Origin of the sequence: Enterobacter sp. Crenshaw (genome assembly GCF_024734705.1) — a bacterium.
GTDB classification, from domain to species: Bacteria; Pseudomonadota; Gammaproteobacteria; order Enterobacterales; family Enterobacteriaceae; genus Enterobacter; species Enterobacter asburiae_B.
Genome location: NZ_CP102932.1, coordinates 2,335,476 through 2,360,322, shown reverse-complemented (window position 1 = coordinate 2,360,322; position 24,847 = coordinate 2,335,476). Strand labels below are relative to the sequence as shown.

The 24,847-nt window shown below is 56.8% G+C and carries 21 protein-coding genes; 14 read left to right on the top strand and 7 right to left on the bottom strand.

Annotated elements, in window-relative coordinates:
• The 3 genes from NWV12_RS11335 to NWV12_RS11325 all read right to left on the bottom strand — a co-directional run bounded on the left by NWV12_RS11335 (nucleotide 1) and on the right by NWV12_RS11325 (nucleotide 2,492).
• Nucleotides 1-987 carry an MBL fold metallo-hydrolase gene (locus NWV12_RS11335; RefSeq protein ID WP_048981326.1) on the bottom strand — a complete coding sequence of 329 codons (987 nt, stop codon included), beginning with the start codon at nucleotides 985-987 and terminating at the stop codon, nucleotides 1-3.
• 141 nt (nucleotides 988-1,128) lie between these two features.
• Complete coding sequence (locus NWV12_RS11330) at nucleotides 1,129-1,878, bottom strand: 5'-nucleotidase, lipoprotein e(P4) family (protein WP_249425913.1); 750 nt, start codon at nucleotides 1,876-1,878, stop codon at nucleotides 1,129-1,131.
• 86 nt (nucleotides 1,879-1,964) lie between these two features.
• Nucleotides 1,965-2,492 (bottom strand): GNAT family N-acetyltransferase, encoded by a 528-nt coding sequence (locus tag NWV12_RS11325; RefSeq protein ID WP_039262423.1) that lies wholly within the window; start codon nucleotides 2,490-2,492, stop codon nucleotides 1,965-1,967.
• Between the two features lie 132 nt (nucleotides 2,493-2,624).
• On the opposite strand from NWV12_RS11325, the gene treZ reads away from it, so the two are divergent.
• From treZ to glgX, 3 genes are read left to right on the top strand one after another with little or no spacing between them, the layout of a single operon-like run.
• Complete coding sequence (treZ, locus tag NWV12_RS11320) at nucleotides 2,625-4,412, top strand: malto-oligosyltrehalose trehalohydrolase (RefSeq protein WP_048981328.1); 1,788 nt, start codon at nucleotides 2,625-2,627, stop codon at nucleotides 4,410-4,412.
• Nucleotides 4,409-6,877 carry a malto-oligosyltrehalose synthase gene (treY, locus tag NWV12_RS11315; protein ID WP_048981329.1) on the top strand — a complete coding sequence of 823 codons (2,469 nt, stop codon included), beginning with the start codon at nucleotides 4,409-4,411 and terminating at the stop codon, nucleotides 6,875-6,877. Before treZ ends, treY begins: the two co-directional genes overlap by 4 nt.
• A 15-nt stretch (nucleotides 6,878-6,892) precedes the next feature.
• Nucleotides 6,893-8,968, top strand: coding sequence for a glycogen debranching protein GlgX (gene glgX / locus NWV12_RS11310; protein WP_048981330.1), 2,076 nt, complete (start codon nucleotides 6,893-6,895; stop codon nucleotides 8,966-8,968).
• Between the two features lie 2 nt (nucleotides 8,969-8,970).
• Here glgX and NWV12_RS11305 read toward each other — a convergent pair whose 3' ends face one another.
• Nucleotides 8,971-9,516 carry a winged helix DNA-binding protein gene (locus tag NWV12_RS11305; protein ID WP_039262429.1) on the bottom strand — a complete coding sequence of 182 codons (546 nt, stop codon included), beginning with the start codon at nucleotides 9,514-9,516 and terminating at the stop codon, nucleotides 8,971-8,973.
• Nucleotides 9,517-9,715: 199 nt separating this feature from the next.
• Here NWV12_RS11305 and NWV12_RS11300 point away from each other — a divergent pair, with 199 nt between their 5' ends.
• From NWV12_RS11300 to NWV12_RS11275, 6 genes are all read left to right on the top strand, one after another.
• Nucleotides 9,716-10,438, top strand: coding sequence for a DUF969 domain-containing protein (locus tag NWV12_RS11300; protein ID WP_045356195.1), 723 nt, complete (start codon nucleotides 9,716-9,718; stop codon nucleotides 10,436-10,438).
• Nucleotides 10,435-11,421 carry a DUF979 domain-containing protein gene (locus NWV12_RS11295; RefSeq protein ID WP_048981331.1) on the top strand — a complete coding sequence of 329 codons (987 nt, stop codon included), beginning with the start codon at nucleotides 10,435-10,437 and terminating at the stop codon, nucleotides 11,419-11,421. The genes NWV12_RS11300 and NWV12_RS11295 overlap by 4 nt, the downstream gene beginning before the upstream one ends.
• A 9-nt stretch (nucleotides 11,422-11,430) precedes the next feature.
• Nucleotides 11,431-12,426, top strand: coding sequence for a DUF2891 domain-containing protein (locus NWV12_RS11290; protein WP_048981332.1), 996 nt, complete (start codon nucleotides 11,431-11,433; stop codon nucleotides 12,424-12,426).
• 176 nt (nucleotides 12,427-12,602) lie between these two features.
• Entirely contained in the window at nucleotides 12,603-12,995 is a 393-nt protein-coding gene (locus NWV12_RS11285; RefSeq protein WP_032668456.1) for a polymorphic toxin type 44 domain-containing protein, read from the top strand.
• The gene (locus NWV12_RS11280) at nucleotides 12,973-13,407 is read left to right on the top strand and encodes a hypothetical protein (protein ID WP_047060899.1); all 435 of its coding nucleotides are present in this window, start codon (nucleotides 12,973-12,975) and stop codon (nucleotides 13,405-13,407) included. The genes NWV12_RS11285 and NWV12_RS11280 overlap by 23 nt, the downstream gene beginning before the upstream one ends.
• Nucleotides 13,408-13,428: 21 nt before the next feature.
• Complete coding sequence (locus tag NWV12_RS11275) at nucleotides 13,429-13,914, top strand: type VI secretion system tube protein TssD (protein ID WP_048981333.1); 486 nt, start codon at nucleotides 13,429-13,431, stop codon at nucleotides 13,912-13,914.
• Nucleotides 13,915-13,953: 39 nt separating this feature from the next.
• On the opposite strand, the gene NWV12_RS11270 is transcribed toward NWV12_RS11275, so the two are convergent.
• Nucleotides 13,954-15,354, bottom strand: a complete 1,401-nt coding sequence (locus NWV12_RS11270; RefSeq protein ID WP_048981334.1) for an MFS transporter — start codon at nucleotides 15,352-15,354, stop codon at nucleotides 13,954-13,956.
• A gap of 117 nt (nucleotides 15,355-15,471) precedes the next feature.
• Between NWV12_RS11270 and NWV12_RS11265 the strand changes: the two genes are divergently transcribed.
• Nucleotides 15,472-16,377: a LysR family transcriptional regulator gene (locus NWV12_RS11265; protein WP_048981335.1), complete on the top strand. Its 906-nt coding sequence runs from the start codon at nucleotides 15,472-15,474 to the stop codon at nucleotides 16,375-16,377.
• Between the two features lie 3 nt (nucleotides 16,378-16,380).
• On the opposite strand, the gene NWV12_RS11260 is transcribed toward NWV12_RS11265, so the two are convergent.
• Both NWV12_RS11260 and NWV12_RS11255 read right to left on the bottom strand, forming a co-directional pair.
• Nucleotides 16,381-17,835, bottom strand: coding sequence for a Cu(+)/Ag(+) sensor histidine kinase (locus NWV12_RS11260; protein WP_048981336.1), 1,455 nt, complete (start codon nucleotides 17,833-17,835; stop codon nucleotides 16,381-16,383).
• Nucleotides 17,825-18,508, bottom strand: coding sequence for a copper/silver response regulator transcription factor (locus NWV12_RS11255; RefSeq protein ID WP_039262437.1), 684 nt, complete (start codon nucleotides 18,506-18,508; stop codon nucleotides 17,825-17,827). The genes NWV12_RS11260 and NWV12_RS11255 overlap by 11 nt, the downstream gene beginning before the upstream one ends.
• Before the next feature lie 162 nt (nucleotides 18,509-18,670).
• Here NWV12_RS11255 and NWV12_RS11250 point away from each other — a divergent pair, with 162 nt between their 5' ends.
• From NWV12_RS11250 to silA, 4 genes are read left to right on the top strand one after another with little or no spacing between them, the layout of a single operon-like run.
• The gene (locus tag NWV12_RS11250; RefSeq protein WP_101744555.1) at nucleotides 18,671-20,056 is read left to right on the top strand and encodes an efflux transporter outer membrane subunit; all 1,386 of its coding nucleotides are present in this window, start codon (nucleotides 18,671-18,673) and stop codon (nucleotides 20,054-20,056) included.
• 28 nt (nucleotides 20,057-20,084) lie between these two features.
• Nucleotides 20,085-20,426: a cation efflux system protein CusF gene (gene cusF / locus NWV12_RS11245; RefSeq protein ID WP_048981338.1), complete on the top strand. Its 342-nt coding sequence runs from the start codon at nucleotides 20,085-20,087 to the stop codon at nucleotides 20,424-20,426.
• 11 nt (nucleotides 20,427-20,437) lie between these two features.
• On the top strand, nucleotides 20,438-21,688 hold the full coding sequence (locus tag NWV12_RS11240; protein WP_048981339.1) for an efflux RND transporter periplasmic adaptor subunit: 1,251 nt from the start codon (nucleotides 20,438-20,440) through the stop codon (nucleotides 21,686-21,688).
• Nucleotides 21,689-21,698: 10 nt separating this feature from the next.
• Nucleotides 21,699-24,839 carry a Cu(+)/Ag(+) efflux RND transporter permease subunit SilA gene (gene silA / locus NWV12_RS11235; protein ID WP_048981340.1) on the top strand — a complete coding sequence of 1,047 codons (3,141 nt, stop codon included), beginning with the start codon at nucleotides 21,699-21,701 and terminating at the stop codon, nucleotides 24,837-24,839.
• The last annotated feature ends 8 nt before the right edge of the window (nucleotides 24,840-24,847 follow it).

The following is a 24,847-nucleotide window of genomic DNA, read 5'->3' as shown; positions in this document are numbered from 1 at the left end:
TTATTTCGCGCTGCCGGCGTCCCGGTTGGTATAGGTCACAGGAACCCAGGCATAGCCGCCGTTTTCGCCTTTGGTGACGTACCCGATACCCGGGAACGGCAGATGGGGCGCGGCAACCAGGTCTTTATGTTTCACAAAGTCCGCAAACGCGTGTTCGCGCACGCTTGCCGCTTTGTTCTGATCTTCATCGTAGGTAATGGTTACGTCAGGCTGCGGGAACTGTACCGCCGCGGCATGGATGATGTCGCCGACAAAGGTGATCTTCTCGCCGTTGCTCGTCAGCGTGTAGAAGGCTGAACCCGGCGTATGGCCGGGATGAACCGTGCCGGTCAGCCCCGGGAGAATCTCCGAAGTGCCGCTAAACGGCACCACTTTACCGGCGTCAAGATAGGGTTTTAAGGTCTTCTGCGCGACGTCAAAGTAGTTCTTGCCGTAGCCGGTTTTTTTCTGATTCTCGTCGTTAAAGAAAAAGTCGACGTCCGGTTTGCCAACGAAAACGCGCGCGTTGCTGAACACCACCTTGCCGTCTTTTACCAGGCCGCCCGCGTGATCGGAGTGGGCGTGGGTCAGCAGGACTTCAGTAATGTCCTCGGGTTTAATCCCCTGGGTGGCGAGGCTCTCAATCAGACGTCCGCCGTTGCCGGGGCCAAAGAGCTGGCCTGAGCCCGTATCCACCAGAATTTTATGTCCGGGCATCGCAATCAGGAACGCGTTAATGGATACCTCAGGCGGGTTGGTCTGGAAATTTTTCGCGAGCAGCGCATCGATTTTTTGTGGCGTTGTCCGGCGCAGCAGCTTGTGCAGATCCTGCGCGACGGTCCCGTCGGTAAACGAGGTCACCAGAACGTCGCCGACCTGGACGCTGTATCCGCCCGCCGGTTGTTTAACGACGTGCTGGGGCGTCTCTGCCGACGCCTGCAGCGCAGGGTAGAAAAGCAATGAACTGGAAATCAGCGTAGAAAGAGCAAGTTTTTTCACGGTAAGCATACGAGTCTCCTTTGAAAGCGCTCATCTTACTTCTTCGTAAAATTATAAGAACCTGCCCAGAAATGATAGGACCTATAAACGCAGTGGATAGCACAGCGCAGAGGCCGGGTGGCGGTGAAGCCTTTCCCGGCCCGTAAAACGTTATTTTTTCAGCGGCGCGTTCCAGCCGTCCAGCGTGGCTTTGGACCAGGAGCCATAAGCGGCATTAGGCAGCACAATCCAGTCATTTCCGAAGTGTTCCGCGCTGGCCTCAACCAGCTCACGCTGCTGCTCGCTCGGCTTTTTGTTTTTAAACTGCACGGCGAAATCCGGCAGGCTGTCGCCAAACAGCATCACGATCTGCTGTTTTTTGAGGATGCTCTGGCGACGCTCTTCCTTGCTGACCGTGTCCAGAAGCACGCTTTCATCGGACACCTGCGGAAGTCCCAGAGCTTTTAACGTCCTGAGCGTATCGGCTTTATTTTCCTGCATGCGGTCCGAAACATAATAGATACGGACCTTGCTTTGATTCACATGGTCAAGAAACGCCTTCGCGCCCGGAATTAAGCCGGGTTTTCCCTGTTTTTCCCAGTCGCTCCAGGTGTCCCATTTTGTATAGTCGTGACACTGCTCGGTGTCGCGCACCAGCAAAGGGGTGTTATCCAGCACCGTTTCATCCAGGTCCATTACCACGGCGTAATTTTCAGGCGTTTTCAGCTCTTTTAACTTTTCGTTGAAACGCTCGGTGGCAAACCGATACGTCTGCAGCTGAAGAGCCACGATCTCTGCCGATTTCTGCTGATAGCGCAGCGCCATTTCGTACGCTTTGGGTTCACACAGCTCGCCCCCGGCGGCCGTCGCCGCTGCCGTTGCACTCAAAACAGGTAATGCCAGCAGTAATGCCTTAGCCATTGAATTCACACTTTTTTCCTCAACACCCTGGTTAAAATCCCGAAAGCGTAATGAAATTCAATGACAGAAATATGAAGGCCGCGCCGTTAGACCAGCATGTAATACCAGAACAGGGCGACTTCGTCCTTTTCCGGTAAGGCGTTGTAGAGATAACGATCGTATCCGCCCAGGGTAAACCCGTAGTTGCGGTAAAACAGACAGGCAGAGACGTTCACATTTTGTGTTTCAAGCCGTAATCCCGGCGCGTTTACGCTGCGGGCCCAGACGTGCGCGGCGGCCATTAATTTTTGCGCGGCGCCGGTTCTGCGTTTCGTGCGCTCCACGGCAATGTAATCCACCGAGATAAACTTATTCCAGCCGATTGACGCGGTAATAAATCCCGCAATTTCACCGTCATCCGTTTCGGCAATAAGAAATATGGCGTCCGGATTAACGCAGTGGTTTTCAAGGGTTTGGATGTCGAGCTCGTAGGTTTTAATCCAGGGCTCGGCGACGGCTTCGATATGCAAATCGCAGTGGATAAAGGGCTCTCGCGCAATGTGGCTAATGGTGAAAGAAAAGTCACAGCATTCAAGGCGAGCGAGGTCGGTATTGAGTCCTTTTCGAATCTGCATAGTCTTCCCGGTAGTGAGTTATTTCATAAAGAATAGACGAAGCGGTTAAATTCGCTGGCCTAACACACTTTTAATCCTGAACTAAGCTTGTACTTCGTTCCGCGTAAAATGTGGGTCATTCGAGGACAATGAATGGAATTCAGGACATTTCAAAAGCAGTGGGGTGCTGAGTTTATTTCCGATGACGTTGTACGTTTTCGCGTCTGGGCAGAAGGACAGAAAGAACTTACGCTACGTCTGGCCGCCGCCGACGTGCCGATGACGGCAGCTGGCGACGGCTGGTTTCAGGCAGACGTATCCGGCGTCACGCAGGGTGCAGAATATCAATTTGTTCTGCAGGACGGCATGACGGTGCCCGATCCCGCCTCGCGCGCGCAAAGAGGCGACGTTAACGGCCCCTCCATCGTTATCGATCCCCAACGCTACCAGCCGCTCAACCAGAACTGGGCAGGGCGGCCGTGGGAAGACACGGTTATCTACGAGCTGCACATCGGCACGTTTACCCCGGAGGGCACCTTCCGGGCCGCCATCGACAAGCTACCGTATCTGGCAGAGCTTGGTATTACCCAGCTTGAAGTGATGCCCGTCTCTCAGTTTGGCGGAACACGCGGCTGGGGGTATGACGGCGTGCTGCTGTACGCCCCGCACTCAGCCTACGGTACGCCGGAGGATTTCCACGCGTTTATCGACGCCGCGCACGGGCTGGGACTCTCCGTGGTGCTGGATATCGTGCTCAACCACTTCGGCCCGGAGGGGAACTATCTGCCGCTGCTGTCGCCCGCGTTTTTTTATGCACAGCGGATGACGCCGTGGGGCAACGGCATCGCTTACGAACGCGAGCCGGTAAGACAGTACATTACCGATGCGCCGCTCTACTGGCTGACGGAGTACCGTCTGGACGGCCTGCGCTTTGATGCCATCGACCAGATTAAAGACACCTCGGAGACGCACATTCTGGAGGAGATTGCCGCAAAAATCCGCGAGGCGATCCCGCACCGCCACGTTCACCTGACCACGGAAGACAGCCGCAACGTGATTTTCCTGCATCCGCGCGATGAACAGGGCAACACGCCGCTGTTCACCGCCGAGTGGAATGATGACTTCCACAACGCCGCCCACGTGTTTGCCACCGGCGAGACGCATGCGTACTACCAGGATTTTGCCTTTGAGCCGGAGAAAAAGTTCGCCCGGGCGCTGGCGGAAGGCTTTGTCTACCAGGGCGAGATTTCGCTGCAAACCGGCGAATCCCGCGGGGTGGAGTGCCAGACGCAGCCGCCGCAGTACTTCGTCGATTTTATTCAAAACCACGATCAGACCGGGAATCGTGCCCAGGGCGAGCGGCTGATCGCCCTGGCGGGGGCCGACAAGACGCGGGTGCTGCTTGCCGCGCTGCTGCTTTCCCCCCATATCCCGCTGCTGTTTATGGGCGAGGAGTTTGGTGAAACGCACCCGTTCCTGTTTTTCACCGATTTTCACGGCGATCTGGCAAAGGCGGTGCGGGAAGGGCGCGCAAAAGAGTTTACCGGCCATGCCGGGCACAATGAAACCGTCCCGGATCCGAACGACCTGAGCACGTTTATCCGTTCAAAACTCGACTGGAATAAGATTGCCACCGACGAAGGCAAAACGTGGCTGCGCTTCACGCGCCACCTGCTGACGCTGCGTCATCGCCATATCGTTCCGCTTCTGCGTCATGGCGGCGCCGTTGAGGGCAAAGTAATCAAGACCGCGCCCGGCATGGTGGCGGTGAGCTGGCATTTCCCGTCGGGGACGCTCTCTCTGGCGCTGAATATCGGTAGTAAGCCCGTCGTGCTGCCCGATCTCGCGGGTGAGACGCGCTTTGCCTGGCCGGAAGTCGCTGACGTTTTACCGCCGAACGGTATTGTCGTTCGCTTTGCTGATGGAGAAGCATCGTTATGATCCCTTCCGCCACGTACCGTATTCAGTTCCGTAATGGCATGACCTTCGACCGCGTTGCGGCGCTGGTGCCTTACCTGAAAGATCTCGGCATCAGCCATCTCTACGCATCGCCCGTATTTACCGCCACAGCGGGTTCCACCCACGGCTATGACGTGACCAACCCGAATGAAATTGACCCCGCGATCGGCGGACGAGACGGTTTCGACCGCATGGCGGCGGCGCTTAAGCAGGCCGGCATGGGGCTGATTCTGGATATTGTCCCGAACCATATGTCCACCTCGCTGGAAAATGCCTGGTGGCGGGACGTGATTGAATACGGCCAGCAGAGCCGCTATTTCCGCTATTTCGATATCGACGGGTCGCGCCCGCTAACGCTACCGTTCCTCGGTGACACCTTTGAGGCGGAGCTGGAGAAGGGTGCGATCGCCCTTAAACGTGACCCTGTCACGAACAAGGCCGCGCTGGTTTACTATGACGCCGAGTATCCGCTCAACCCAGGCACGTGCAGTGAGGAGAAAAGTATTGCTGAGCTACATGAAGCGCAAAGCTGGCGGCTGATGTCCTGGCGGGAAGCGCCGAAGCAGCTCTCGTGGCGGCGCTTCTTTGAGATCACCGGTCTGGTGGGCGTCCGGGTTGAAGACGACGCGGTCTTCGACGATACGCACCGGCTGATCCTGGAGCTGGTTCACGCGGGCGTGGTGGACGGCCTGCGCATCGACCACGTCGACGGCCTGGCCGATCCGCTGGGGTATCTGCAGCGCCTGCGGGAGAAAACCGGGCCCGACTGCTACATCACGGTTGAAAAAATCCTCGCGAAGGGAGAACAGCTCCCCGCCGACTGGCCGGTATCCGGCACCACCGGCTACGAGTTTATCGCCTCGCTGGCGGAAGTGCTGGTCGACGACGATAACCTGTCGCGCCTGGAGACCATCCACGACGAAACGCTGGGGATAACGGTCGATCGCCACGCGGAACTGCGCGATGCCAAGGGCCTGATGACCGATCGCAATTTTGAGGGTGAATTCACCACGCTGCTTAACCTTGCTGACGATCTGGCCGGCCGTAATGAGGTTGCGCTACCGCGCGAGGAGATCCGCCACGCGCTGCGCGAGCTGCTTATCGCCTTTCCGGTCTACCGCACCTACGGCACCCGGGAGGGATTAACCCCGCCTGACGTGGCGCTGCTTAACCGCGTGGTCGCCAGCGTGGAGACGTCTGAAGCGGCGCTGAGCCTGCTTGTGCGCATTCTTACCGGCGACCTTCCGGAAGATTGCCGCGAGTCCGCCGCGCTGTTCAGAACCCGCTTCCAGCAGCTTACCGGGCCGCTGATGGCGAAGTCCGTTGAAGACACGCTGTTCTTTCGCCACAACCTCGAGCTGGCGCTCAATGAAGTGGGCGCCGACCCGACGCCGCGCGCGTTTTCATTATCCCGCTTCCACCAGGAGATGCGCATTCGTCTCGCCCGACAGCCCGACGCGCTGCTGGGCACCTCCACGCACGATACCAAGCGCGGGGAAGACGCCCGGGCGCGTCTCTACACCCTGACGGAAGCGCCGGAACGCTGGGGGGAAAATCTGGCCCGCTGGCGACAGATGAACCAGACTCAGGTGCGTTTTCTCAATGACGGTACCGCGCCGAACGCTGCCGATACCTGGATGATCTATCAGGCGCTGGCGGGCGTCTGGCCCGCCACGCAGTCACCGGAAGACGCCGAAGGGCTTAAAGCACTCGACGCGCGATTCATCGGCTTCCTCGAGAAAGCGCTGCGCGAGGCAAAACAGCGCACCGACTGGATCGACAGCAACGAGAGCTATGAGAGCGTGGTGCTGAGCTACGCGCGGCACCTGCTTTCGCCGGACAACGCGCTGTTCCTGCAGGATTTTAGCGAGGCGATGCAGCCCTTTATCCGCGCCGGGCTGATGAACAGCCTCAGCCAGACGGTAATCAAGCTGACGGCTCCCGGCGTGCCGGATATCTATCAGGGCAGCGAGGCGCTTAACTTTAGCCTCGTCGACCCGGATAACCGACGGGAGCCGGACTTCAACGCGCTGGTGCTCAACCTCAGCGCGGCGGATGCCACGGTGTTTGATAACCCGGCCTGCTGGCGAGACGGGCGCGTTAAGCAGTTCGTCACCGCCACGCTGCTGCGGCTGCGTCCACATTACGACGCGCTTTTCCGCTACGGCGACTGGCTGCCGCTTAAGGTCTCCGGCGAGCGCGAGGAGAACCTGATTGTCTATGCCCGCGTTAAGGACGAGGAGGCGCTGATTGTCGCCGTGCCGCGTCTGGTTTTTGATGTCACCGATAATCATCAGCTGTGGGTCAATACCACGGTGGCGATACCCGAGGAGCTGACGGGGAAACGCTATCGGGATCTGTTCAGCGGTGAGAGCCGCATTCTGCAAGAGACGCTGGATTTAACGTCAGAAAAGGGATGTGTACTGGTTCTGCTTACCTGCGAATAATCGTGGAGAACGAAAATGGCAAAGGATACTACGTTTGAAATTCGGGCCGGTCATGGCCAGCAGTTGGGGGCGAATTATGACGGGAAGGGCGTCAACTTCGCGCTGTTCTCCGCTCACGCCGAGCGGGTGGAACTCTGTCTGTTTGACCCGTCCGGGAAAAACGAAATCGCCCGGCTGGAGCTGCCGGAATATACCCATGAGGTCTGGCACGGCTATGTGCCGGACCTGAAGCCCGGCGCGCTGTACGGCTATCGCGTCTACGGCCCTTACGATCCGGAAAACGGCCACCGCTTTAACCCGCACAAGCTGCTTATCGACCCTTACGCCCGAGAACTGGTGGGCGATATCGACTGGAACGATGCCCATTTCGGCTATGAGCTGGGGCATGACGAGTTAGATTTAAGCTTTGACACGCGCGACAGCGCGCCGTTCACGCCGAAGTGCAAGGTCATCGACCCGAACGCCTTTGACTGGCAGGACAACAGCCGGCCAAACGTGCCCTGGCCGCATACCGTCGTCTATGAGAGCCACGTGAAGGGCTTTACCCAGATGAACCCGGCCATCCCGCAGGAGCTGCGCGGCACGTTTGAGGGGATGGGACACAAAGCCTCGGTCGACTACATCAAGAGTCTTGGCATCACCTCGGTGGAGCTTCTGCCGGTTCACTGGTTCCCGGACGACCAGCATCTGCTCGATCGCGGCCTGAAGAACTTCTGGGGCTATAACACCCTCGGCTTTTTTGCTCCGGCGTCGCGCTACTACGGCCCGGCGGGGATCCAGGGCTTTCGCGACATGGTGCGCGCGTATCACGATGCGGGCATCGAGGTGATTCTGGACGTGGTGTACAACCATACTGCGGAAGGAAATGAGCTTGGCCCTACGCTCTCGTTTAAGGGGATTGATAACTACAGCTATTACCGCACCCTGCCGGACCAGCACCGGTACTACATCAACGACACCGGGACGGGAAATACGGTCAACACCTCGCACCCGCGCGTGCTGCAGATGGTGATGGACTCCCTGCGCTACTGGGCGGAGTCGATGCATATTGACGGTTTTCGTTTCGACCTGGGGACGATACTGGGCCGCGAGCCTGAAGGGTTTGACCCGCGCGGCGGTTTCTTCGACGCCATGACTCAGGATCCGGTGTTATCAAGACTTAAGCTGATTGGTGAACCCTGGGACATCGGTCCCGGCGGGTATCAGGTTGGCGGTTTCCCGCCGGGCTGGGGTGAGTGGAACGACAAATACCGCGATACCGTACGCGAGTACTGGAAGGGCGATAACGTCTCCAACGACTTTGCCGCACGGCTGCTGGGATCCGGGGATCTGTACGATCTGCGCGGGCGTCGTCCGTGGGCCAGCGTCAACTTCATCACCGCTCACGACGGCTTTACGCTGAATGACCTGGTGTCGTACAACGAGAAGCACAACGCCGACAACGGCGAGGACAATAACGACGGGCATAACGATAATCGCTCGTACAACTATGGCGAAGAAGGGCCGACGGAGAACCCGGATATTATTGCTACCCGCGAACGGCAGAAGCGTAATTTCCTGACCACGCTGCTGTTTTCCCACGGCACGCCGATGCTGCTGGCGGGGGACGAGTTTGGCCGCACGCAGAAGGGCAATAACAACGGCTACTGCCAGGACAGCGAGATCTCGTGGATCGACTGGAACGGGATAACCGAAAACGACGCTGCGCTGCGCGAGTTTACCCGACGGCTCATTGATCTTCGCGCGCAACAGCCGCTGCTGCGCCGTGAAAGCTGGCGCGACGGGCTGGAGATCCGCTGGTTCAATGCCGGCGGCGGCCCGCAGCAGGCCGAGCAGTGGGATGAAGGCTCGACGCTCGGCGTCTCCATCAGCAGGCCTGATCTCAGGCATGAGGACGGCATCTGGCACGACGTGCTGATGCTGTTCAACCCGTTTGAAGGCACCGTGCCGTTCCAGATCCCGCAGTTTGGCGAAGGGGGATGGGTGCTGGAGCTGTCTACGGCAGAGGACGCTGCCACCGGGACAGCGTTCACCGAAACCGTAGAGTACGAACTGGCCGGACGCAGTATTGCTCTCTTCAGACGTCCTTAGCCCTAGAGTGATGCCGCCGCGCGGGCGGCGGTGTCATACAGGGAGGAGATCGTGCGTAACAGCTGCGCGGTTTCGCCAATCGACTTCCCGGCAATGCCGCTCTCCGCGTGGATTGCGATCAGACACGCCTCCCGCACGTCCCGGTACTTCATGCACAACGCTTTTCCTTCCTCGGTAGTCGAGAAAAAGAGCTCTTTGCCCGCTTTCTCGCTCGTCACGTAGCCCGCTTTGACCAGCTTTTTCAGGGCGTAGGTCACCACGTGGGTATCTTCCACGTTAAGAACGAAACAGATATCGGCCAGCTTTTTCTTGCGGTCGCGGTGGTTCACATGATGCAGCAGCGAGACGTCAAATGCGCCCATATCGGGCTCGCCGGCTGCGGTCATGCAGCGCACCATCCATTTATTGAACGCGTTGCTGGTCATGATCAGCGCGTACTCCAGCTCTGACAGTTCCGCGCAGCGCTCGGACACCAGGTGGCGGGACGAGACGATCCGGCCGTCGTTGATATCGTCGTGAGGGGGTGTAGCACTCTTTTCCGAGGTCATAACGTTCCTTAGCCAGAAATGTAAACTCATCGATAAAATAAGAACATTTTATTGATAATTTGTTTACATGTTTTTGAGGTTCAGATATAGCTTTTTAGCGCAGGTTTTCCGAAACCTGTCGAAAAACACAACATCGCTCGCCGCAAAATAAAAAAATAGCCGTCGGCGCGCAACGCTCACTTTGGATAGGGTAAACGTTATGGACGGTACTACGCTGTTGCCGCTGATCGGGATACCGATCGTGGTTATTGGTTTTGCACTGCGCTTCAACCCGCTGCTGGTGGTCGTAGTGGCGGGGCTGGCGACGGGTCTGCTGGTCGGTATGGATTTCGGGATGCTGCTGGAGACCTTTGGCGAAAAGTTCGTGAATAGCCGCTCGCTGGCGACCTTCATTCTGATCCTGCCGGTGATTGGCCTGCTGGAATATTACGGGCTCAAGGAGCGCGCCCAGGCCTGGGTGGCGAAGATCGCCAGCGCGACCTCGGCGCGTATTCTGATGCTCTATTTTGTCGCCCGTGAAGGCACCGCCGCGCTGGGGCTGATGTCGCTGGGCGGTCATGCCCAGACGGTGCGTCCGCTGCTGGCGCCGATGGCCGAAGGGGCGGCGCTAAACGAATACGGCGAGCTGCCGCAGCACATCCGCGACAAAATCAAAGCCCATGCCGCCGCGTGTGACAACATTGCGGTCTTCTTTGGGGAAGATATCTTCATTGCCTTTGGCGCGGTGCTGCTGATCGACGCGTTCCTGAAAGAGAACGGTATTGCGGGCATCGAACCGCTCCATATCGGCCTGTGGGCCATCCCAACGGCCATTGCGGCATTAATTATTCATATGACGCGCCTGCTGCGTCTGGACGCCAGCATCCGTCGCGACGTCATGGCCTGGCGTGCAGAGCAGAGCACGCAGGAGGCCGCGCAATGATGTCGCTTATCACCATTAACCGTGTGTACTACCTGATCGGCTTCGTCGTGATGCTGCTGGTTGTGATGACCCTGCGCGATCGCGCCAATCCGAAGCGTTTTACCACGGCGCTGTTCTGGTTTTTATTCGGCGGGATCTTCCTGTTCGGTGACCTGATGGTGCAGGAGCTGGGGAAATCGCTGGCGTACCGAATAATCGGCGGGGGCGTTATCGCTATCGCGCTGCTGGCGGGTTTTGGTCTTGTCGGGAAAGGGCACTATAAAATGTCCACCGAAGACGAACGTCTCGCCTCGTCAAACCGCCTTAAAAACTGGCTATTCCTGCCCGCGCTGATGATCCCGGTGGTGACGGTTATCGGGACGCTGTTCCTGAAGGGCGTGTCGGTTGGCGGCGTGTTCCTGCTCGATCAGAAACAGCTTACCCTGGCGGCGCTGTGCGTGGCCTGCGTCGCGGCGATCCTCACCGGATGGTGGCTGACCAAAGGCACGCCGCTGCACGCCATTCGCCAGTCTCGCCGTCTTGTCGACACCATCGGCTGGGCGGTGATCCTGCCGCAGATGCTGGCCATGCTCGGCGGCGTGTTCGTGGCGGCCAATACCGGTGACTCGGTGCAGAAGGTGGTGAGCCTGTTCGTTAATCCGGATAACCGCTTTATGCTGGTGGTGATTTACTGCGTGGGGATGGCGCTGTTTACCATGATCATGGGGAATGCGTTTGCGGCCTTCCCGGTGCTGAGCGCGGGGATCGCGTTGCCGTTTCTGATCAACGTGCATCACGGCAACCCGGCGCCGCTGCTGGCGATTGGCATGTACGCGGGCTACTGCGGCACGCTGATGACGCCGATGGCCGCGAATTTCAATATTGTTCCCGCCGCGCTGCTGGAGCTGAAAGATAAGTATCAGGTGATCAAGATCCAGATCCCGACCGCGTTAACCCTGCTGGTGGTGAACGTGTTCCTCATGTATTTCCTCGTGTTTCGCTAAGGAGCTGTTATGGAATTAACGCAACATCAGGCTGACGCGTTTGCCCGCATGCCTTTGACCTATTTGCGCCAGGAATACCCGAACCACATCATGCACCTGCTGAATGATGATGGTGACGTTCTGCCGCCGCGCGAACTGCACCCCATTTTCTACGGCTGTTTCGACTGGCACTCGGCGGTGCACGGCTACTGGCTGCTGCTGCGCTGCGTGCGCCTCTACCCGGAGCTGCCGAGCCGGGACGCGATCGTCGCGCTTGTCGACGAGCACCTGACGGAAGAGAACGTGGCGAAGGAGCTGGCCTATTTCACCGCGCCGTTCCGCGCCTCGTTTGAGCGCCCGTATGGTTACGGCTGGCTGCTGGCGCTGGCCCAGGAGCTAAAGCAGTCGTCGCTGCCGCAGGCCGAAGGCTGGTACCGGACGCTTGAGCCGTTAACCCAGGATATTCGTAACCGCCTGGTGGATTACCTCAGCAAGCTCACCTATCCGATCCGCGTCGGGACGCACTACAACACGGCGTTTGCCCTCGCGCTGGCGCTCGATTACGCGCGAGCCGTGGAGGATAGCGCGCTTGAGCAGGCGATTGTCACGGCGGCTGAGCGGTTTTATCTCGCCGACACGCGCTATCCGGCCCACTACGAGCCCGGCGGTGATGAGTATATTTCCGGCGCGCTGACGGAAGCGCTGCTGATGAGCAAGGTGCAGAAAGACTTCCCGGCCTGGTTTGACGCATTTCTCCCGGAGGTGGGCACCATTGCGGCGCTGATGAACCCGGCGGAAGTGAGCGATCGTACCGACCCGAAAATTGCCCATCTCGACGGGTTAAACCTCAGCCGGGCCTGGTGCATGAAGCACATTGCTAAAGCGCTTCCCGCAAACCATCCGGCGCAGCAGCCGCTGCGCGAGGCGGTGACGAAACACCTGTCGGCAAGCGTTGAGCATGTTGTCGGCAGCCACTACAGCGGCGGGCACTGGCTGGCGAGCTTTGCGCTGCTGGCGCTGGAGTAAACGAACGCGCTGCGCCGCAAGGCGCAGTCTGCCCAGACTAAATTTCTTAGATTTTTAATGTGTTAAATACCTTAGAACGATGCTTTTTCCGTCTTTTCTCTGGAAACAGATATTTTTTTATTATCGCAAAAGTGTACGATAAGCGACCCAATACCCACTTAAAGTAAATGGTTAACATGGCTGTTATACCTTTGTTACCAAAAGAAGGAATCGCGCTTGCATTGGCAAACATGAGGATTGCAAGAGCGCATGGTATGAGTAGAAATATGGCTATCCCTACAACCTATCTTTGGTTTTATCAAAAAGTAAGAAATAAGGGGCCATGGGATTACAAGCAGGGACACCCTGAGTTAGCGAACTTTGGTAACTTCAATTATGGTTCGGCTGGCTATGCTGCCGGGATACCATCAGAAACGTTATTGATGGGGGCAGGATGGGCGCAGGAAAGAGCTAAAACCTCCAAAAAGAAATGGGGGCACTGGTATCAAAAACCGCCATATGGGGATGATCCTCACGATCAGTTTTGGATAAGTCAAGGGATTGAATATGCAAAGAAACACGGTTATTAAACGGCTTCATTATTTACTCACAACGATTTTATTGATCATTGTTTGCGGGTTTCTGACATATCAATATTATTTTAATGCACCTCCTCACGATAGCTTTGTCAGCAAACAGAAACTATCTGATACCGTCACACTGTACATAACAAAGTATGATGACGGAGGAGCTACGGTGTCGGATGTTTACCGCTTCTATTTAGATAAAGACAGCAGCGGGAACATTATGAAGGCCCTTAAAGAACGCTCGCCGTTCCTTGAAGCCAATACAAGCAATGTTACAGCTTCTGCTTATGGGAACACGGTAAATATAAAAATCACAGGTAAGGTTTATTCATTCACTAATTCGGATCTGTTCTATGCAGATGGTGTAGCGATCATGCCTGTAATTAACCTCATAGCAAATGGAATAAGAGATTAATTAGCATAAGGAGTTTTAGAAATGGCTGTACCAGTACACCTCTTTTTGAAAGACGATGGTGGAACAATGATCCGTGGCGGTTCTGATGTTGCAGACCGTGAAGGAAGCATAGAGCTTAGAGATCTGATCCATAACCTGAGCATTCCAACAGATGAGGCAACAGGTAAACTTACAGGTACAAGGCAACACTCAGCTTTCAGTTTAACAAAAGCAATTGATTCATCTTCACCCTATCTATACAAAGCAGTGGCTACAGGTCAAACGCTTCAAAGTGCTGAATTAAAGTTCTATCACATCAATGATGCTGGTCAGGAAGTGGAATACTTCAATATTCTTATGGAAGGTGTGAAAGTCATTTCAATAACTCCAGTTATGCATGATACAAGAGATTGTCCCGGTACTGGTCACCTGGAAAATGTATCTTTGCGATACGCAAAAATCACATGGAAAATCCTGGACGGAAATATTCAATACACTGATGCGTGGAATGAACGCCTTACAGCGTAGGCGTTATAAACGAGCAGCGCCGAAAGGCGCTGCAACAGTTTACGCTGATGCCCGAACTGCAGGGCGCAGCCGACTCACGCTAAACAACACCGATCCCGTTGAGGCGATGACGGCTATCCACAGCGCAAAATGCACGGCCCGGTCATGGTCTGATTCGGTCGTCGCCAGCAGCACGCCCACCGCGGCGGCACCGAGACACTGGCCGAATGTCCTTACAATCGACAACACGCCGGAGGCATAGCTGGCATATTCCCGCGCCACGTTAGAGAGCATCTCCCGGTTATTGGGGCTCTGGAAGCAGCCAAACCCAATCCCGCAAACCAGACTGCGCAGGCTGATATTCCATGCGGAAGGATTTTCCGGCAACGTCGCCAGCAGGACCAGCCCACAGACAAAAATCATCAGCCCGATTGTCGAGATCAGCGGCGCGGGAATCGTATCTGCCCAGCGTCCCGCGTGCGGCGCGATCAGCACGATGCCAATCGGCCACGGGGTGAACAGCAGCGCGGAGACCACCGGGCTGTAGCCATACACGCTCTGAAACAGAAACGGCAGCGCGACAAAGGTGATGCCCTGACTGACAAACGAGGCCAGCGAGGTCAGGGCGGCGAGGGTAAAGCGTCCGTTTTTAAACATGACGGGCGGCAGGATGGGGCTTCGCGCGCGCCGAATCCGCCAGATAAAGGCGAGGGCGCTGACCAGCGCGAGCAGCCCCCAGCCTGTGGCCGTCTGGTTGATGTTTTGCGTCACGTGCTGAAGGCTGTCGGCCAGCATGATTGCTGAACCTAACAGCACGGCGGAGAGCACGGCGCCCGGCGCGTCAAAGGGCGAGCGGTCAACGGCCGTTTCCCGCGGCAAGGCCCGCCATGCCAGCAGCAGGGCGACGCTGCCCGGAACAATGTTAATGGCGAACAGCCACTGCCAGCTCAGCGCGTCCAGTATGGTTCCGCCCAGCACGGGGGCAATCGCCGTGCTGGAGGCGATAAGCAGGGCGTGCAGCCCCAGAATACGCCCAAGCAGTCGACCCGGAAAAACGGATCGCAGGATTGCCGGGGCGATACTCAGGGTGGCCGCACCGCCGATGCCCTGCAGAATACGCATGCCGGTTAACATTTCCGGCGTCGCTGCCAGCGCGCAGCCGAGTGAGGTGAGCGTAAAGGTGGCAAGCCCAACAAGAAACACCGGGCGATAGCCCACGCGCGCCGCCAGCGCCGCGAAGATGGCTAACGTCATTGCCGCTGAAAGCAGGTAACCGTTGGAGAACCAGACCGCAACGTTTGCGGGTACCTGCATCGCCCTTGCCATGGAGGGCAGCGCGATGTTGATCATGGTGCCGTCAAAGACGCCCATCAGCGTGGTGGTCATGACGGCGGCCATGACCCGGGCGCGTTCATGACCGGGTAAGCCTTCATCGCCGGGCAGGTTTGAAAAAAGCGTCATCGTCGTTACTCCGCATAAGAATAGTGATGACGAAACTATAAGCATGCGGTATACAGGGCGGAAGACGCATCAGCTGCACTTAATCGTTGCATATAACGCCTTATCTTAGGAGTCACCGTGTCCGATCCTGACTTTAACCTTCTGGTTGCGCTCGACGTTCTGCTGGCCGAAGCCAGCGTGGCGGGCGCGGCGCGACGTTTGAATCTCAGCACCTCCGCCATGAGCCGCACCCTGAGCAGGCTGCGGGAGGTGACCGGCGATCCTATTCTTGTGCGGGCCGGTCGCCATATGGTGCTGACGCCCTGGGCCGAAGCCACGCGGGACCGCGCCAGAACTGCCGTGCATGAGGCGAGGGCAGTGCTACAGCCCTCCACCGACGCGCTGAAGGTGGAAAGTCTCGAGCGGCTGTTCACCATCAGAGCCAACGACGGTTTTGTGGTGGCGTTTGGGCCACTGCTGATTGCGGCGGTGGCGAGCGTTGCCCCCGGGGTGTGCATCCGCTTCTCGCCAAAACCTGAAAAAACGTCGCGCTATTTGCGCGAAGGGCTGGTCGACCTGGAGATCGGCGTGCAGAGCAATATGGGGCCTGAAATACGGCTGCAACGGCTCTTTGAGGATCGGTTTGTTGGCGCGGTGCGTAAGGGACATACGCTGTCATTACGGCCTGACGTCAGCCTTGACGATTATGTCGCGTGGGGCCACGTGGTGGCCTCGCAGGACGGATCGCTACACGGGTTTGTCGATGACGCGCTGGCGGAACGGGGGATGAAGCGCAAGGTCGCCAGCGTGGTGCCCGGATTTCCAACGGCGCTATCCGTGGCGCTGGCGTCCGATCTGATTGCCATGGTGCCGGCGCTGTACCTGCTCAATCAGCCGATGAACGAGCGCGTACACGTCTTTGAACTACCGTTTAAAACCCGGACCATTACGGTGTCACAGATGTGGCATCCGCGCATGGAAAGGGACCCGGGACATCGATGGCTCAGGGAAAAGGTACTGGAAGTGTGTCGGGCCGTGCGCTGACGCTCAGGCCACTTTTCCCGGCACGGAGAGGATGAAGCGCGTCGATGCCGCATCCGATTCCACGCGGACTTTTCCGTGGTGCGCGGAGACGATGGACTTCACGATGGCAAGCCCGATCCCGCTGCCTTCGCCTTTGCGCTGCCTTGACGGATCGACGCGATAGAAACGGTCAAACAGCTTTGGCAGATGCTCTTGCGGGATCGGCGTACCGGGATTTTCTATCATCAGTTCAACGTCGTTATCCTGTTCTCTGATGGAGACCGTCACCGCTTTCCCGGCTGGCGTATAGCGCAGGGCATTGGAGAGCAGATTATTCACTGCTCTTCTGAACATCTGCGGATCGCCTTCTATCAGGCAGGGCATCCCGTTAAATTTCAGCGTAACGTTGCGTTCTTCCGCCCAGGCTTCAAAGAAATCGAAGACTTTCATGACCTCCGCACTTAAATCAAACACCACCCGGTCAGGGACGAGCTGGTTATTATCCGCCTGCGCCAGGAAAAGCATGTCGCTGACCATGCGGGTCATCCGGTTGTACTCTTCAAGGCTGGAGTACAGAACGTCTTCCAGCTCTTTCTGCGAGCGGTCCTGGCTCAGCGCGATTTCCGTTTGCGTCACCAGGTTGGTGATGGGGGTTCTGATTTCATGCGCGATATCGGCGGAAAAATTCGCCTGGCGGGTAAAGACATCTTCAATCTTTTCGATCATATGGTTGAAGGAGATGACCAGCTGTTCCAGCTCAACGGGCACGCGGGACGGCTCCAGCCGCGCGTCGAGGTTTTCTGAAGTGATATTTTTAATGGCGTTGCTGACGTTACGCAGGGGCAAATGTCCCTGACGAACCGCGATGCGAATGACAAGAATAATCAGCAGGCTGATCGCCGCGGCAATCGCCAGGAGATTCTTTTTCAGCGCCTCAAGGTAGTGCAGATGAAAATTGATGGAGAGCCCGATCAGCATCACGTAGCCCTGCGTTTTGCCCTGCAGCGTCGCCGTGCCTGAAGAGGCGATAATCCGGTACGTTTCCATTTTCATGTCGGACCCGGCGTGCATGTTTGCGGCAGGGTCTTCAACCGTCCAGAGAAACACATCCTGCGCGCGGCGGTGTTCGCTGAAGTCCGCCGCGTTCATCGCAGGGCGCAGTGCTGCCCCCTGCGCCGAGCTGAACAGGATATTGCCCTGCGGATCCAGGAGCAGGACGGCCACATTGCGGTAGCTGGCGATAGACTCTTTGATTTTACTGATTTTCTTTTGGTCAGGATCGACCGGAGACTGCAGGATGCGGTGCATCGCGGTGCTGATTTGCTGCAGGTCGCTGACATCCTGCTCGGCGAAGTGCTTTTCAACGGAATGCAGCATAAACCAGGTAAAGGCGAAAAAGGCCAGTATCGTGGAGAGACTGATAAAAAAGGTCAGCCGCAGGGCAAGCGAAAAAGGGCGCCCGGGAAGCTTAACGCGCATCCGGCACCTCCAGCATATAGCCTACGCCGCGCACCGTCTGGATCAGCTTCGGTTCAAAATCGTTATCGATTTTCGCCCGAAGCCGCTTTACCGCCACGTCAATCGCGTTTGTGTCGCTGTCAAAATTCATGTCCCACACCTGGGAGGCAATCAGGGAGCGGGGTAGCACCTCTCCCTGATGACGCAGGAAAAACTCCAGCAGGCTGAACTCTTTGCTGGTTAACGAGATGCGGCTTCCGGCCCGGCTTACCTTTCTCGACACGAGGTCAACCGTCAGGTCCGCCACCTGAAGCTGGCTTTCCGCGATCACCGTATTTCCGCGTCTCAACAGCGTCCTCACCCGGGCGAGCAGCTCGGCAAAAGCGAATGGCTTAATCAGATAGTCATCCGCGCCCAGCTCAAGCCCTTTAACCCGGTGTTCAATCGTGCCGAGAGCCGTGAGTAACAGGATGGGCATCCCTTTGCCGGCAGAGCGGAGCATGCGGACAATGTCCCAGCCGTTCACATCGGGCAGCATGATATCCAGAATCAGCAGATCGTATTCAGCGGTCATGGCGAGATGGTAGCCGTTCAGTCCATTATCCGCGTGGTCCACCACAAACCCTGCTTCAGTCAGCCCCTTACTCAGGTACTCACCGGTTTTCATTTCGTCTTCGACGATCAGTATTTTCATCGTGCTCCCCTGACTGGCTGCTGATGACATTCTAGTGAGCGTACCGCCGTTAACAATGACTTACGCTAAAAATGACAACATTGTCATTATCCTGTCACCCGTCAAACAGGATGCGTTGCGTAGAGTAGCCCTAAAACTACTCTGGACTTTATTTGAACCGTTATGTTCCTGTTAAAACGACTAAGCATCAGTACGGTATTTATTCTGGCAGGCTGCGTCTCGCTGGCCCCGGAGTACCAGCGGCCGGAAGCACCTGTCCCCCGGCAGTTTTCGCTCTCCCGTAACGGCCTGACGCCCGCGGAGGCGGGGTATCAGGACACCGGCTGGCGCAACTTTTTCGTCGATCCTCAGGTTGCCGGGCTGATTACGGAGGCCCTGAAGAACAATCGCGATCTGAAAATGGCCGCCCTGAAGGTCGAAGAGGCCCGGGCGCAGTTCAACGTGACGGATGCGGATCGTTATCCTCAGCTGAATGCCTCCTCGGGCATCACGTACAGCGGTGGGCTGAAAAGTGACAAACCCACCTCGCGGCAGTACGACGCGGGCCTTGCGCTTAGCTATGAACTCGACTTCTTCGGCAAGCTGAAGAACATGAGCGAGGCCGACCGACAAAACTTTTTCGCGAGCGAAGAGGCCCGTCGCGCGGTGCATATCCTGCTCGTCTCTAACGTTTCCCAGAGCTATTTCAACCAGCAGCTGGCGTATAAACAGCTAAGCATTGCGCAGGATACGCTGAAAAATTACCAGCAGTCTTATGCGTTCGTTGAGCAGCAACTGGTGACGGGCAGTACGAACGTCCTGGCGCTGGAACAGGCCCGGGGACAGATCGAAAGCACGCGGGCAGATATAGCCAAAAGAGAGGGGGAGCTGGCGCAGGCCAATAATGCCCTGCAGCTGGTCCTCGGCACGTATCGCGCGCTGCCGGGCGACGGCGGCATGAGCGCCAGCGACGTTGCGCCGGTAAAACTGCCTCCTCATCTTTCCTCCGCGATACTGCTGCAGCGCCCGGATATTATGGAGGCGGAGTATCAGCTTAAAGCGGCCGATGCGAATATCGGCGCGGCGCGCGCCGCCTTTTTCCCGTCGATTTCCCTGACCAGCGGGCTTTCAGCGGGCAGCACGGAGTTGTCCAGCCTGTTCACGTCAGGGAGCGGGATGTGGAATTTTATTCCTAAAATAGAAATTCCCATTTTTAATGCGGGCAGAAATAAGGCCAACCTGAAGCTGGCCGAAATTCGCCAGCAGCAGTCGGTGGTTAATTACGAGCAAAAAATTCAGTCCGCCTTTAAACAGGTTGCCGACGCGCTCGCGCTGCGGGACAGCATTAACCAGCAGCTTGCTGCACAACAGCGGTATCTGGATTCGCTCCGCATCACGCTTCAACGTGCCAGAGGGTTATATTCCAGCGGCGCGGTCAGCTATATCGAAGTGCTTGACGCGGAGCGTTCTCTTTTCTCTACCCAGCAAAATATTCTCGACCTTATTTATGCCCGGCAGGTTAATGAAATTAATCTCTTCACCGCGCTCGGCGGCGGTTGGGTCGAATAATCTTATTTAATTAAACAGGAAAATAACCATGCGCAATTCACTTAAGGCCGTTGTATTTGGTGCAATCTCCATTGTGTTTTCTGCCGGCCTCCAGGCTGAGGTTCATCAGCACGAGATGATGAGTGCTGCCAGCGAAGGGGCCTCAGAGCAGGTCATCACGGGAACCGGCATCGTGAAGGACATTGATCTCACGAATAAAAAAGTCACGATTTCCCATGAAGCGATCCCGGAAATTGGCTGGCCCGCGATGACCATGCGTTTTACCTTTATTCAGGCTGACGAGAGTATTAATGCCTTAAAAATCGGTAACCACGTGAATTTCTCGTTTGTTCAGCAGGGCAATCTCTCTTTACTCAAGAGCATTAAATAGCGAGACGCGGCATGGCCTCAGTAAAAATAAAATATGCCGCCGTGATAGTCAGCAGCCTTATTGCGGGAGGGCTGATATCGGTGACGGCATGGCAGGCGCTTCATTCATCTGAAAAAACAGAAAATAGCGCCTCTGAAAGAAAGGTGCTTTTCTGGTATGACCCGATGAAGCCCGACGTTAAATTCGATAAGCCCGGCAAATCGCCGTTTATGGATATGGATCTGGTACCGAAATATGCGGATGAAAACGCCAATAAAAGCAGTGCCGGTATCCGTATTGACCCGACGCAAGTTCAGAACCTGGGATTAAAAACGCAAAAGGTGACGCGCGGAACGCTGAATTATGCCCAGACGATCCCGGCCAACGTCAGCTATAACGACTATCAGTTTGTCATTGTGCAGGCGCGCGCGGAAGGCTTTGTGGAAAAAGTGTACCCGCTGACGACGGGCGATAAGGTGAAGAAAGGCACGCCGCTCGTTGATATAACCATTCCTGACTGGGTCGAGGCGCAGAGCGAGTTTCTGCTGTTATCCGGTACCGGCGGTACGCCGACGCAAATCAAAGGGGTTCTCGAACGGCTGCGGCTGGCGGGTATGCCGGATGAGGATATTCAGAGGCTGCGTGCGACCCGCACTATTCAGACCCGGTTTACCATCAGGGCGCCGATCGACGGAGCGATCACGGCCTTTGATCTGCGTACCGGCATGAATATTTCCAAAGATAAGGTGGTAGCGCAAATTCAGGGGATGGATCCGGTCTGGATCGGCGCGGCAGTGCCTGAATCCATTGCTTATCTGCTGAAAGAGACCTCGCAGTTTGCGGTTTCGATACCGGCTTATCCGGATAAATCCTTCCCGGTTGAAAAATGGAGTCTTCTGCCGAGCGCGGATCAAACCACCCGTACGCTTCAGGTGCGCCTGCAGGTCTCTAACAGGGATGAGCTGCTGAAACCGGGCATGAACGCGTACCTGAAGCTGAATACTCAAAGCCAGGAAATGCTGCTGATCCCTTCCCAGGCCGTTATCGATACCGGTAAAGAACAGCGCGTGATTACCGTCGATGCGGACGGGAATTTTGTACCGAAAAGGATCCACGTTCTGCATGAATCTCAGCAGCAGTCCGGCATTGGTAGCGGACTGGAAGAAGGGGAGTCGGTAGTGGTCAGCGGTCTGTTCCTGATTGACTCGGAGGCCAATATTACCGGCGCGCTGGAGCGCATGCGTCACGCTGAAGCCGCTGACGACGCGCATTCTGGCCATTAAGGAGACGATGATGATTGAATGGATTATCCGGCGGTCGGTCGCCAACCGTTTCCTGGTCATGATGGGGGCGCTGTTCCTCAGCGTCTGGGGCACATGGACGATTATTAACACGCCAGTCGATGCCTTGCCCGACCTCTCTGACGTTCAGGTGATTATCAAAACCAGTTACCCCGGCCAGGCCCCGCAGATTGTCGAAAACCAGGTGACCTATCCACTGACTACCACCATGCTGTCGGTTCCCGGCGCAAAGACCGTGCGCGGTTTTTCGCAGTTTGGCGATTCGTACGTGTACGTCATTTTTGAAGATGGCACCGATTTGTACTGGGCGCGTTCGCGCGTGCTGGAGTATCTGAACCAGGTTCAGGGCAAGCTGCCTGCCGGCGTGAGCTCCGAAATCGGTCCTGATGCCACGGGCGTGGGCTGGATATTTGAGTACGCGCTGGTGGATCGCAGCGGAAAACACGCTCTCGCCGAGTTGCGATCGCTGCAGGACTGGTTCCTGAAATTTGAGCTGAAAACTATCCCGAACGTGGCCGAAGTGGCCTCCGTCGGCGGCGTGGTGAAGCAGTATCAGATCCAGGTCAATCCGTTAAAGCTGGCTCAGTACGGCATCAGCCTGCCGGAGGTTAAGCAGGCCCTTGAGTCGTCTAACCAGGAGGCGGGGGGATCGTCAGTTGAAATGGCGGAAGCGGAGTATATGGTCCGGGCCAGCGGCTATCTGCAGACGATGGATGATTTCAATAACATCGTCCTGAAAGCCGGAGAGAACGGGGTACCTATTTACCTTCGGGATGTTGCCCGCGTACAAACGGGTCCGGAAATGCGCCGCGGTATTGCCGAATTAAACGGGCAGGGGGAAGTTGCGGGCGGCGTGGTGATCCTGCGTTCGGGAAAAAATGCGCGTGAAGTCATCACGGCGGTGAAAGATAAGCTGGAGACGCTGAAGGCCAGCCTGCCGGAAGGCGTTGAGATTGTGACCACCTACGATCGCAGCCAGCTCATCGATCGGGCAATCGACAACCTGAGTTCCAAGCTGCTCGAAGAGTTTATCGTGGTGGCCATCGTCTGCGCACTGTTCCTGTGGCACGTCCGCTCTGCGCTGGTCGCGATTATCTCTCTGCCGCTTGGCCTGTGTATTGCCTTTATCGTCATGCATTTCCAGGGGCTGAACGCCAACATTATGTCGCTGGGAGGCATCGCCATTGCCGTCGGGGCGATGGTGGATGCCGCCATCGTCATGATTGAAAACGCACACAAACGGCTGGAGGAGTGGGATCTCCAGCATCCGGGAGAGCAGATTGATAACGCCACCCGCTGGAAGGTGATCACCAACGCCTCTGTTGAGGTTGGCCCCGCGCTGTTTATCAGCCTGCTGATTATCACTCTGTCCTTCATTCCCATCTTTACTCTTGAGGGGCAGGAAGGGCGGCTGTTTGGTCCGCTGGCGTTCACGAAAACCTATTCCATGGCGGGCGCGGCCGCGCTGGCTATAATCGTTATCCCCATCCTGATGGGGTTCTGGATCCGGGGTAAAATTCCCGCTGAGACCAGTAACCCACTGAACAGGCTGCTGATTAAAGCCTACCATCCGCTACTGATTAAGGTGCTCCACTGGCCAAAAACAACCCTGCTGGTTGCGGCTTTGTCCATCTTCACGGTGATCTGGCCCCTGAGCCGGGTGGGCGGCGAGTTTTTACCGAAGATCAACGAAGGCGATCTGCTGTATATGCCGTCAACGTTGCCGGGCGTCTCTCCGGCAGAAGCGGCCGCACTGTTGCAGACCACGGACAAGTTAATCAAAACCGTGCCAGAAGTGGCCTCCGTTTTTGGTAAAACGGGTAAGGCTGAGACCGCAACGGATTCCGCTCCGCTCGAAATGGTGGAAACCACCATCCAGCTCAAACCTGAGAATGAGTGGCGGCCCGGCATGACGATTGACAAGATTATTGACGAACTCGACAAGACCGTTCGGTTGCCCGGCCTGGCGAATCTCTGGGTTCCGCCCATTCGTAACCGCATCGATATGCTTTCAACCGGGATCAAAAGCCCGATTGGTATCAAGGTGTCGGGTACCGTTCTGTCGGATATCGACGCCACGGCGCAGAGCATCGAGGCGGTAGCCAAAACGGTGCCGGGCGTGGTGTCTGCCCTGGCTGAACGTCTGGAGGGCGGGCGCTACATTGACGTTGATATCAAGCGGGAAAAAGCCTCGCGCTACGGGATGACGGTGGGCGACGTGCAGCTGTTCGTCTCCTCGGCCATCGGCGGGGCGACGGTGGGGGAAACGGTGGAAGGCGTCGCCCGGTACCCGATTAATATCCGCTATCCCCAGGACTACCGAAACAGCCCGAACGCCTTGAAGCAAATGCCGATCCTGACGCCGATGAAACAGCAGATCACGCTGGGCGATGTGGCGGATATCAACGTGGTTTCCGGCCCCACGATGCTGAAAACGGAGAATGCCCGGCCTGCGAGCTGGATTTATATTGATGCCCGCGGCAGGGATATGGTGTCGGTGGTGAACGACATTAAGACGGCCATCAGTCAGAACGTAAAGCTGAGGCCGGGTACCAGCGTGTCATTCTCCGGGCAGTTTGAGCTGCTCGAACACGCCAACAAGAAACTGAAGCTGATGGTGCCGATGACGGTGATGATCATCTTCATTCTGCTTTATCTGGCGTTCCGCCGCGTGGATGAAGCGCTGCTGATCCTGATGAGCCTGCCGTTCGCCCTGGTCGGGGGAATATGGTTCCTCTACTGGCAGGGCTTCCATATGTCTGTGGCAACCGGCACCGGCTTTATCGCCCTGGCCGGGGTGGCGGCAGAATTTGGCGTAGTCATGCTGATGTATTTGCGTCATGCCGTTGAGGCTCAGCCGGCGTTGTCCCATCGGGACACGTTCACTGAACAGGGGCTTGATGACGCCCTTTACCATGGCGCCGTGCTGCGCGTGCGGCCAAAGGCCATGACTGTCGCGGTGATTATTGCCGGCCTGCTGCCCATTCTTTGGGGAACAGGGGCAGGGTCAGAGGTCATGAGTCGGATAGCGGCGCCGATGATTGGCGGGATGATCACGGCGCCGCTGTTATCGCTGTTTATTATTCCTGCGGCATACAAGTTAATCTGGCTGCGCAGGCATAAAAAGCCATAAAAAAACCC